Here is a 10,548-nt window from a genome sequence, read left to right on the forward strand (position 1 = left end):
CGCCTTACGAATGCGAGTTCGCGTCTGCTCGCGGAGCTAGCCGGCGCACTCGGCGATGCGGCGTCGCAGGAACTCGCGGCCCGGCTCGGAGCCGTTGACTTCCAGCGCTTCCCGGTACCAGGCGACGGCGTCGGCCGGCCTGCCGGCGCGGCGGAGCAGGTCGGCGCGCACCGTCGCGACCAGATTCGAGCGTCCCAGCCGGGGGTCGTTCGCCACCTCGTCCAAGGCGGCGAGGCCGGCATCGGGACCGTCGCGAAACCGACCGCCAGGGCGCGGTTGGCGCGCACGATGGGTGAGTCGGTCAGCCGCAGCAGCCGGTCGTAGGCGGCGCAGATGGTGACCCAGTCGGTCTGCTCCCAGGACGGCGCCGTCGCGTGCAGCGCGGCGATGACCGCCTGCGGCAGGTAGGGGCCCGGCGAACCCTCGGCCCGGCGCAGCCGATCCAGGCCGCGCGCGATGCGCCCGCGATCCCACCGCCGGCGGTCCTGCTCCTCGAGCGGCACCAGCATGCCGGCGTCGTCGACCCGGGTGGCGCGCCGCGAATCGTGCAGCAGCATCAGGGCGGCCAGGGCGTGCGCCTCTAACTCGTGCGGCATCAGCGCGCACAGCTCGCCGGCCAGCCGGATCCCTTCGTCGCACAGTTCGTCGCGGATCGCCGACGGGCCCGCCGTGGACCAATACCCCTCGGTGAACACCGAGTAGACGCAGCCCAGCACGTGCGGGGTCCGCTCGGGCAGCAGCTGGGCGGGCGGCACCCGCAGCGGGATGTTCGCGTGGCGAACCTTGTTCTTGGCGCGCGTGATCCGCTGGCCGATCGCCGCCTCGGTCTGCAGCAGCGCGCGGGCGATCTCGGCGACCGTCAACCCCGACACCAGCCGCAGGGTGAGCGCCAGTTGGGACTGGCGGTCCAGGGCGGGGTGGGCGCAGGTGAACATCATCCGCAGCTCGTCGTCGCGGACCGGAGACGGGTCGGTGTGATCGGTGCGCGCCCGGATTTCGTCGATCACGGCCGCCAATTCCTTTCCGGGACGGACAGATTCGCGGCGCAGCCGATCGCGCGCGCGGTTGCGTGCGACGGTCACCAGCCATCCGCCGGGATTGTCCGGCGGGCCGTCGCGTTCCCAGCTGCGCAGCGCCTCGGCGCAGGCTTCCTGGACGGCGTCCTCGGCGACGGTCAGGTCGCCGGACCACCGCGCGAGCGCGGCGACGGCGGGTCCCCACTCCCGCCGGAAGACGCCGTCCAGGTCGGACATCGCGAGCGCTCTACAGTCCCGAGACTCCGGCCAGCTGCCGCACCTGCACGGTCGAGGCGGGGATCATCGACGCCAGCTTCACCGCCTCGTCGCGGTCCGCGGCGGCGAGGAGGTAGACCCCGGTCGCGATCTCGGCGCCTTCCACGTACGGCCCGTCCGTGATGAGCACCTCGCCGTCACGCACCCGCACGGTCGTGGCGGTGGACCGGTCGTGCAGCGCCGCGCCGCCGATGATGTGGTCGCCGGCGGCGGCGTGCAGATCCGCGTGCCGGGCGGCCACGGCCTCCCACTCCGGGGTGCCCGGGGTGTGCGCCGACGCCGGCGGCTCCAGCAGCAGGGCCAGCCAGTCGTTGCCCGTGAGCTTGCGGGACGGTTCGATCGCGTGGACCACCGGCCACAGTTCCACGGCCCCGAACTGGGCGACCGGGATGTCGCGCGCCAGGGCCAGCGCCTCGTCGAGGTTCTCCGCCTCGAACACGTAGTAGCCGCAGGCCACCTCGGCGGACTCGGCGAAGGGGCCGTCGGTCGTGATCGGCGCGTCCGGGCCGCCGGTGATGACCGTCGCGCCCGCGGCGGGTGCCAGCGCGTCGCCGGCCCTGATCGCCGCGCCGGCTTTGGCGTGGAAGTCCTCGAATGCGGCCATCGCCGCGGCCGCGTCGTCGGGCGTGCGGTCCCGCTCCTTGCTGATCAACAAGGCGAAGTACTGCATGGTGTCGTCACCTCCAGGTAGTGAGCGAAGCCCCGTGCCCCACTCTCTACCTATCCGACGAACGACGCAGCCCCAATCCGACAGCCGCGGATTTCTAGGCGGCGGCACCCGGCTTCAGGTAGGTCACCAGGCTCACGTCGAGCGCCTCGTCGGTGAAGTAGTGCTCGCACCCGCGCAGGTACTTGATGTAGCGGTTGTAGACCTCTTCGGAGGTGACCTCGATGGCCTTGTCCTTGTTCGCCTCGAGGTTGTCGCCCCAGATGTGCAGCGTCTTGATGTAGTGCGGTCGCAGCGAAAGAGGCTCGGGCACAACAAAACCCGCCTTCTCGCCGTGGTCGACCATCATCTGCGTGGACGGCAGCCGGCCGCCCGGGAAGATCTCGGTGATGATGAACTTGATGAACCGGGCCGTCTCGAACGTGAGCTTCTTGCCGCGGGCGGCCAGGTCGTAGGGGTGAAAGCTGACGCTGCTCTGCACCGTCATCCGGCCGTCCTCCGGCATGATGTCGTAGCAGCGCTTGAAGAAGTCGTCGTAGTTCTCGTGCCCGAAGTGCTCGAAGGCCTCGATCGACACGATCCGGTCGACCGGCTCGCTGAAGTCCTCCCAGTTCTGCAGCCGCACCTCCCGTGAACGGTTGGTGTCGATCGACGCCAACACCTCCTCGCAGCGGGCGTGCTGGTTCTTCGACAGCGTCAGGCCGATCACGTTGACGTCGAACCGCTCGACGGCGCGCTTCATGGTGGTGCCCCAGCCGCAGCCGATGTCCAGCAGGGTCATGCCCGGCTTGAGGTCCAGCTTGTCCAGGTTCAGGTCGATCTTGGCGTACTGCGCCTCTTCCAGCGTCATGTCGTCACGCTCGAAGTAGGCGCAGCTGTAGGTCCGGGTCGGGTCTTGGAACAAGGCGAAGAAGTCGTCGGAGACGTCGTAGTGCGCCTGGATGTCCTCGGGAGCCGTCCGAATCTTCGTGGGGCTAGCCGGTTGATCAGCCATTTTCGTCTTGTTCTCCTGGGTGAAGTTCACTGCGTGTGGCCCGCGCACTTGCCTCGGGGTGTGACGCGCAACGATACCGAACTTTACTTTTCCAACGTGAATTGGTTGCAGTCGATGTAGCCCATCCGGAAGGCCTTGGCGCACCCGGTCAGGTACCTCATGTAGCGGTCGTACACCTCTTCGGACTGGATCCTGATGGCGTCGTCCCTGCGGGCCTGCAGCGCGCTCGCCCACAGGTCGAGCGTCCGGGCGAAGTCGGACCGCAGCGACTGGACACGGGTCACCCGGAAGCCGGTCCGCACCGAGTGCTCCTCGATGGTCTCGATCATCGGCAGCCGACCGCCCGGGAAGATGTCGGTCACGATGAACCGGATGAACTTGGCGACCTCCATCGTCAGCGGCAGGCCGCGCTCGATGACCTGTTTTGCGTGCAATCCGGTGATCGAGTGCAGCACCATCACCCCGTCGCGGGGCAGGGCGGTGTAGGCGAATTTGAAGAAGTCGTCGTAGCGGTGGAAGCCGAAGTGCTCCAGCGCCTCGACGGTGACGATGCGATCCACCGGTTCGCTGAAGTCGGCCCAGTCGCACAGCAGCGCCCGCCGCGACCGGCGGGTGTCCATCCCGTCGAGCACCTGCCGGCAATAGGCGTGCTGGTTCCGGGACAGGGTCAGCCCGACGACGTTGACGTCGTAGCGCTCGACCGCGCGTTTCAACATCGATCCCCAGCCGCAGCCGACGTCGAGCAAGGTCATCCCGGGCTCGAGCCCGAGCTTGCCCAGCGTCAGGTCCAGCTTGGCCAGTTGCGCTTCCTGCAAGGTCATGTCCTCGCGGGGGAAATACGCGCAACTGTAGGTGCGGCTCGGATCCTGGAAGAGCGCGAAGAATTCGTTGGAAAGGTCGTAGTGCGCCCGCACGTCGTCCAGATTGGATCGCGTACGAACAGCGCCGGCCGGGTTGTCAGACATCTGCCCTCCCGAGGGGACGGCACCGCTAGGAGGTGCCACCCGCGGGGGACCCTACTCGCCGGGCCCGGAAATGGGGATATCGGCGCGCGCGTGTGGGACGGAGTTTTTGCGGGCGGCGCTATTTGGTGAGCGTGTACTGGGCCACGCTGGAGATGCCCTTGCGGAAAAGGCCCGCGCAGCCGGTCAGATAGCGCATGAAGCGGTCGTAGACCTCTTCGGACTGGATGGCGATCGCGCGCTCACGGTTGGCCTCCAGATTGGCCGCCCACATCTCCAGCGTCCGCGCGTAATGCGGCCGCAGGTATTCGATCTGCTCGACGGAGAAGCCGCTGGCTTTCGCGTTGTCGACGATGTCGGGCTCGCCGCACATCTGGCCGCCGGGAAAGATCTCCTTGCCGAGGAAATGGAAGAAACGCAGATCCGACATCGTGATCGGGATGCCGCGCTCCTTCCATTGCGACTGCGGATACGTGAAGATGCTGTGCATCATCATCCGGCTGTCGTCGGGAAGCGTCTTGTAGGCCCAGTCCCAGAACGCCGGCCAGCGCTCCTTCTTGAACGCGTCGAAGGCCTCGAAGCTGATGATCCGGTCGACCTGCTCGTCGAACTCTTCCCAGCCCTGCAGCCGGGCCTCGGCGCGGCGCGTCGTGGGGATCGCGGCCAGGCGGGCCTTGGTGCGCGCGTAGTGGTTGCGGCTGAGGGTGATGCCGATGACGTTCACGTCGTATTTCTCGAGCGCCCGGACCACGGCCCCGCCCCAGCCGCACCCGACATCGAGCAACGTCATTCCCGGCTCGAGGTTCAGTTTGCTCAGGCCCAGATCGAGTTTAGCGAGCTGCGCCTCTTCCAGCGTCATGTCGTCGTTCTCGAAATAGGCGCACGTGTACACCATGTTGGGGTCGAGAAACAGCGCGAAGAAGTCGTCTGAAATGTCGTAGGTTGCCTGCGACTCTTCGTAATACGGCTTCAGCTTGACCATTGTGGACCCACCTCCTTCGACAACCGTACAGCCCTGCGACGTGGACTGAGACCGCAGGGGAAGCGTTTCTTTCGAGTGTTTTCGGGCTCAGCGCGCCTCGGCGAAGTTGCTCGTCAGCACGCCGATCACCTGGCCCCACAACTGCTGTGGCAGATCATGTCCCATCCCGTCGAATAACACCAATCGGGCGCCGTCGATGGCCCTGGCCACCGCGCGGCCGCCGAAGGGCCGCATCAGCTTGTCGGCCCGGCCGTGGATCACCACGGTGGGCGCGACCGTCCGCCGGTTGTAGTGGCGCAGGCTGCCGCTGCCCAGCACGGCGTCGAAATGCCGGGCGACGCCCCAGGGGTAATAGCTTCGCTCGTAGCTTTCGATGGCCTCGGCCCGAAGCTGTTCCTCGGCGGCCAGGTAGCGCGGGCTGCCGATGATCTTGCTCACCCGGACGGCGTTGTCGATGATGACCTCGCGCGGCGAGCTCGGCGGGGGTCCCTTGATGAGCGCCAACAGCTGGCGCGGACCGGGCGGCGGCAGGAACGCCGAGTTGTTGCTGGAGAAGATGACCCCGAGCGTCCTGGTCCGTTCGCGGAACCGCGCGGCGAAGATCTGGGCGATCATGCCGCCCATGGAGGCGCCCACGATGTGCGCGTCGCCGATGCCCAGGTGATCCAGCACGGCCGCCGCGTCGTCGGCCATGTCCTCGAGCCGGTAGGGCGCCCGGCTCGGCAGGCCGACGAAGGAGCGGGCCAACCGCGTCACCAGCGGCTGCCCGGAGCTGACCCGCTGGGTCTTGCTCGACAGGCCGACGTCCCGGTTGTCGTACCGGATGACGCGCAACCCGTGGCTCACCAGCTGCTCGCAGAAGGCGGTGCGCCAGAGCAGCAGCTGGGCGCCCAGGCCCATGATCAGCAGCACGGGCGGGTCGTCGATGTCGCCCATGTCCTCGTAGTACAGCTTCAGGTCGCCCCGGGGATCAAGGACCGTGGCGTGCCCGGTGCGGATCTCCATCGGGTGCCCTACCCCTCCAGGTCCGGCTGGTGTTCGCGGCTGACCTCGACCATGAAGTTCGCGAAGTAGCCGGTCAGCTGCGGGTCGGACATCATCTGCCAGTTGGGCGCGAGCAGCTTCATGTACCGCTCGACGTAGAGGAATTGCTTGCCGATCAGCACCAGCTCGCGGGGCAGCTTGACGTCGTAGGCGTCGGCCAGGGCCGAGAGCTGTCGCCCGATGTCGGCATAGGACATGTCGCCCAGCGTCGACATGGTCAGCGGCGTGGCGAATTTCTCCAAGTCCTTGGCGGCCTGCGCCTCGGGCTTCATCGTGCCCACGGCGCCCATCAGCACCACGATCTTGCCCGCCGCGGCGTGGTCCTTCTTGACCAGCAGCGCGTACACCAGCTCGCGCAGCAGCCAGCGGGTGCGCGGGTCGATGCGGCCCATGATCCCGAAGTCGAAGAACACGATGCGGCCCTGGTCGTCGACGTAGAGATTGCCGGCGTGCAGGTCGCCGTGGAACAGCCCGTGCCGCAGCCCGCCCTCGAACAGGCTGAACAGCAGCGCCTTCACCAGCTCGGTGCCGTCGAACCCGGCCTTGCGGATGGCGGCCACGTCGTCGATGCGGATGCCGTGCACCCGCTCCATCGTCAGCACCCGCTCGGAGGTGAAGTCCCAGTGCACCTGCGGCACGCGGATGCCCTGGCCCAGCGGTGAGGCGTGCAGGTGCGAGACCCACGCGTCCATCGACTGCGCCTCCAGCCGGAAGTTCAGCTCCTCGGCCAGGTTGTCGGAGAAGTCGGCGACCACGTCCTGCGCCGAGAGGCGGCGGCCCAGCTTGGCCAGCTCGACGGCCTGCGCGAAGCGCTTGAGGATCTGCAGGTCGGCGGCGACCCGGCGGCGGATGCCCGGGCGCTGGATCTTGACGACGACGTCCTCGCCGGTGTGCAGGGTCGCGTAGTGCACCTGGGCGATGGACGCCGACGCGAACGGCGTCTCCTCCCACTTGGCGAACAGCTCGGCGGGGTCGCCGCCGAGCTCCTCGACCAGCAGCTGGTGCACCTCGTCGGTGTCGGCGGGCGGCACCCGGTCGAGCAGGCCGCGGAATTCGCGGGACAGCGATTCGCCGAACGCGCCGGGGCTGGACGCGATGATCTGCCCGAATTTCACGTACGTGGGCCCGAGGTCGGCGAATGTCTGCGGGAGCTGCTTGATCATCTTCTGCTGCCACGGCCCCCTGCCCGGCAGCTTGCTGACGACGCGGGCGGCGGTGCGAGTGACCTGCCAACCCGTGACCACCACCCGGGCAGCTTCGACCGGCAGCGGCACCCGGTCAAGCCTGGCCACCTCTCGATGCTTGGCGGAACTCATCTAAAGCAGTCTGCCAAATCGGTACTGGCAAGTCCCAATCGTCACGCCGGCTTCCAGGGTTGCACCCAGCCCTGGACCGCCCAGCCCTCCAGCGCCGCGATCAGCTCGTACATGGTGGCGCCGTCGATGGATTCCCGGATGATGTCGGCGTGCCCTGCGTGCCGGGCCAGCTCGTTGATGACGTGCAGGATCACCCAGCGCACCGACCAGGCCTCCTGATCCTTGGGGAACCAGGGGATGTCCGGCGGGACGGGCACCGCCGCGTCGAGGTCGGCGGTCTCCACCAGCCGCAGCGACGCCGCGTTCTGTTGCCTGAAGGCCGCGAGCAGCCCGTCCAGTGTCTCGTCGGGCCGCATCACGTGCTGGTCGGCGAACTCCTGCGCGATCCGCTCGAAGGGGCGGGTGTCTTTCGGCGGCGCGTCCGGCGCGGCGGCGACGCGCCCCATCCAGCTGCGCTGCATCCCGGTGGCGTGCTTGACCAGCCCGCCGATCGACAGCGCGCTGACCGAGGGGGTGGACCGGGCCTGTTCATCGGTGAGGCCGTAGCTGACGGCGAGGTAGGCGCCCTGGTGGTAGGCCAGGTATTCGCGCAGGGCGCTGCGTTCGTCGGCCACGGGCCGGGCAAGAGCGGGCATTACCGGATATTAGGCCGCGCGCGCCGTAAAGTGCGGGGATGCAGGTGGTTTCGGCCCGCTCGACCGAGCTGTTCGTCGGGCCGCCGGACGCGCCGGTGCAGCTGGTGCGGGTCACCCTGTCCGGCTGCGCCGAGCCGACGCCGATCCGCGTCGACGGCGACGGCCTGAGCGGGCAGGCGCTCGCCGCGGCCGGTCAGGAGGTCGTCGAGGTCCCGGTCGACGTGGACCGCCCCGTCGTCGGTCAGCGTAGGGCCGCCCGGCTGCGCGCGGGCAGGACGTCCGACGCCGCCTTCGAATTCCTGGTGGCCGAACCCGGCTGGACGATGTTCATGGTCAGCCATTTCCACTACGACCCGGTCTGGTGGAACACCCAGGGCGCCTACACCAGCGAGTGGACCGCGGACCCGCCGGGCCGGCAGACCAACAGCTTCGAGCTGGTGCACGCGCACCTGGAGATGGCCCGCCGCGAGCCCGAGTACAAGTTCGTGCTGGCCGAGGTCGACTACCTCAAGCCGTACTGGGACACCCATCCCGAGGACCGCGCCGACCTGCGCCGGTTGCTGGCGCAGGGCCGCGTCGAGGTGATGGGCGGCACCTACAACGAACCCAACACCAACCTCACCAGCCCCGAGACCACCATCCGAAACCTGGTGCACGGCATGGGTTTTCAGCGCCACGTGCTGGGCGCCGATCTGGCCACCGCCTGGCAGCTGGACGTGTTCGGCCACGACCCGCAGTTCCCGGGGCTGGCCGCCGACGCCGGGCTGACGTCGAGCTCGTGGGCGCGGGGCCCGCACCACCAGTGGGGCCCGACCCAGGGCGGCGACGTCGACCGCATGCAGTTCTGCAGCGAGTTCGAGTGGATCGCGCCGTCGGGCCGCGGCCTGCTCACCCACTACATGCCCGCGCACTACGGGGCGGGCTGGGAGATGGACTCGGCGGCCTCGCTCGCCGACGCGGAGGACGCCACCCACGCCGTCTTCGCTCAGCTCAAGCGGGTCGCGCTGACGCGCAACGTGTTGTTGCCCGTCGGCACCGATTACACGCCGCCGAACAAGTGGGTCACCGCCATCCACCGAGACTGGGCCGCGCGCTACACCTGGCCGCGGTTCGTGTGCGCGCTGCCGAAGGAGTTCTTCGCGGCCGTGCGCGCCCAACTCGCCGAGGACGGGCGGGCGCCGTCGCCGCAGACCCGCGACATGAACCCGATCTACACCGGCAAGGACGTGTCCTACATCGACACCAAACAGGCCAACCGGGCCGCGGAGAACGCCGTCCTGGAGGCCGAGCGGTTCGCCGTGTTCGCCGGGCTGACGGCCGGCGCCGAGTACCCGCAGGCGGCGCTGGCCAAGGCGTGGGTCCAGCTGGCTTACGGGGCGCACCACGACGCCATCACCGGCTCGGAATCCGACCAGGTCTACCTCGACCTGCTGACCGGCTGGCGCGACGCGTGGGAGCTGGGCCGCGCGACCCGCGACGCGTCGCTGGCGGCGCTGTCCGGGCTCGTCGACGGGGACGTCGTCGTGTGGAACCCGCTGGCCCAGCAGCGCACTGACGTCGTCACCGCGCGCCTCGACCCGCCGCTCGCGGCCGGCGTCCGGGTGCTCGACGCGGACGGCGCCGAGGCGCCCGCCCACGTCGAGCACGGCGGCCGGTCGGTCACCTGGCTGGCGCGCGGTGTGCCGTCGCTGGGCTGGAAGGCCTACCGGCTCGTCGCCGACGACGGCCCGGCCGGCTGGGAACCCGTGCCCGGCGCGGCGATCGCCAACGAGCACTACCGCCTCGCGGTCGACCCGGCGCGCGGCGGGGGAGTCGTGTCCCTGGTCCACGACGGTCGCCAGCTGATCGCGGCCGGCCGGGTCGGCAACGAGCTGGCCGTCTACGAGGAGTACCCGGCGCATCCGAGGCAGGCCGAGGGCCCGTGGCACCTGCTGCCCAAGGGGCCGGTGGTGTGCTCGTCGGCGTCGCCGGCCCGGGCCCGGGCCTACCACGGCCCGCTGGGGCAGCGCCTCGTGGTCACCGGGCGGATCGGCACCGTGGCGCGGTACACCCAAACCCTGACGCTGTGGCGCGGCGTGGCGCGGGTGGACTGCCGCACCACCATCGACGAGTTCACCGGGGCCGACCTCCTGGTGCGGCTGCGTTGGCCCTGCCCGATACCCGGCGCCATGCCGGTCAGCGAGGTCGGCGACGCCGTCGTCGGGCGGGGCTTCGCGTTGCTGCACCCGCCCGGGCGGCGGGCCGAATCGGTGGACACCGCGCAGCACCCCTGGACGCTGGACAACCCCGCCTACGGCTGGTTCGGCCTGTCCTCGGCGGCGCGCTTCCGGGTCGGCGACGGGGTGCGGGCGGTCTCGGTGGCCGAGGTGGTGTCGCCGGACGAGGCGGAGTCGGGACCGCTGGCGCGCGGGCTGATGGTCGCGCTGGTCCGCGCCGGGGTCACGGCCACCTGCAGCGGCGCCGACAAGCCGCGCTACGGGCACCTCGAGGTCGACTCGAACCTGCCCGACGTGCGGATCGCGCTGGGCGGACCGGGCCGCAACGCCTTCACCGCGGCCGTGCTGGCGCAGGCCGGCCCGGCGTACGCGGCGGAACTCGACCGCCAGCTGGCGGCGACGGGCCGGGCCAGGGTTTGGGTGCCGGCCGCGACGCCGCT

8 protein-coding genes and 1 pseudogene are annotated in these 10,548 nt (G+C 69.6%); 1 reads left to right on the top strand and 8 read right to left on the bottom strand.

Translation table 11 applies throughout. The features are described 5' to 3' along the window. Positions 1-36 precede the first annotated feature (36 nt). From HMPREF0591_RS07105 to HMPREF0591_RS07140, 8 genes and pseudogenes are all read right to left on the bottom strand, one after another. Positions 37-1,253 (bottom strand): annotated as a pseudogene (locus tag HMPREF0591_RS07105) (RNA polymerase sigma factor). Between the two features lie 10 nt (positions 1,254-1,263). Next, positions 1,264-1,962 carry a YciI family protein gene (locus HMPREF0591_RS07110; RefSeq protein WP_007167785.1) on the bottom strand — a complete coding sequence of 233 codons (699 nt, stop codon included), beginning with the start codon at positions 1,960-1,962 and terminating at the stop codon, positions 1,264-1,266. Between the two features lie 94 nt (positions 1,963-2,056). Beyond that, entirely contained in the window at positions 2,057-2,953 is an 897-nt protein-coding gene (gene mmaA4, locus HMPREF0591_RS07115) for a hydroxymycolate synthase MmaA4 (RefSeq protein ID WP_040622004.1), read from the bottom strand. Between the two features lie 83 nt (positions 2,954-3,036). Further along, on the bottom strand, positions 3,037-3,918 hold the full coding sequence (gene mmaA3, locus HMPREF0591_RS07120; RefSeq protein WP_007167787.1) for a methoxy mycolic acid synthase MmaA3: 882 nt from the start codon (positions 3,916-3,918) through the stop codon (positions 3,037-3,039). Positions 3,919-4,036: 118 nt separating this feature from the next. Then, positions 4,037-4,897 (bottom strand): cyclopropane mycolic acid synthase family methyltransferase, encoded by an 861-nt coding sequence (locus HMPREF0591_RS07125; RefSeq protein WP_007167788.1) that lies wholly within the window; start codon positions 4,895-4,897, stop codon positions 4,037-4,039. Between the two features lie 87 nt (positions 4,898-4,984). Beyond that, complete coding sequence (locus HMPREF0591_RS07130; RefSeq protein ID WP_007167789.1) at positions 4,985-5,902, bottom strand: alpha/beta fold hydrolase; 918 nt, start codon at positions 5,900-5,902, stop codon at positions 4,985-4,987. Positions 5,903-5,910: 8 nt separating this feature from the next. Continuing rightward, positions 5,911-7,257, bottom strand: coding sequence for an ABC1 kinase family protein (locus HMPREF0591_RS07135; RefSeq protein WP_007167790.1), 1,347 nt, complete (start codon positions 7,255-7,257; stop codon positions 5,911-5,913). A gap of 41 nt (positions 7,258-7,298) precedes the next feature. Continuing rightward, positions 7,299-7,871, bottom strand: a complete 573-nt coding sequence (locus HMPREF0591_RS07140) for a DinB family protein (RefSeq protein WP_040621336.1) — start codon at positions 7,869-7,871, stop codon at positions 7,299-7,301. Positions 7,872-7,930: 59 nt separating this feature from the next. On the opposite strand from HMPREF0591_RS07140, the gene HMPREF0591_RS07145 reads away from it, so the two are divergent. Continuing rightward, a partial coding sequence (locus HMPREF0591_RS07145) for a glycoside hydrolase family 38 N-terminal domain-containing protein (RefSeq protein WP_007167792.1) occupies positions 7,931-10,548 on the top strand: 2,618 nt, incomplete at its 3' end.

The sequence above is a fragment of the Mycobacterium parascrofulaceum ATCC BAA-614 genome, assembly GCF_000164135.1.
Classification (GTDB): Bacteria; Actinomycetota; Actinomycetes; order Mycobacteriales; family Mycobacteriaceae; genus Mycobacterium; species Mycobacterium parascrofulaceum.

What these genes read in the sequence shown, in the direction of transcription:
- HMPREF0591_RS07110 (WP_007167785.1), bottom strand. Translation starts at nt 1,962, where the DNA reads ATGCAGTACTTCGCCTTGTTGATCAGCAAGGAGCGGGACCGCACGCCC.
- mmaA4 (WP_040622004.1), bottom strand. Translation starts at nt 2,953, where the DNA reads ATGGCTGATCAACCGGCTAGCCCCACGAAGATTCGGACGGCTCCCGAG.
- mmaA3 (WP_007167787.1), bottom strand. Translation starts at nt 3,918, where the DNA reads ATGTCTGACAACCCGGCCGGCGCTGTTCGTACGCGATCCAATCTGGAC.
- HMPREF0591_RS07125 (WP_007167788.1), bottom strand. Translation starts at nt 4,897, where the DNA reads ATGGTCAAGCTGAAGCCGTATTACGAAGAGTCGCAGGCAACCTACGAC.
- HMPREF0591_RS07130 (WP_007167789.1), bottom strand. Translation starts at nt 5,902, where the DNA reads ATGGAGATCCGCACCGGGCACGCCACGGTCCTTGATCCCCGGGGCGAC.
- HMPREF0591_RS07135 (WP_007167790.1), bottom strand. Translation starts at nt 7,257, where the DNA reads ATGAGTTCCGCCAAGCATCGAGAGGTGGCCAGGCTTGACCGGGTGCCG.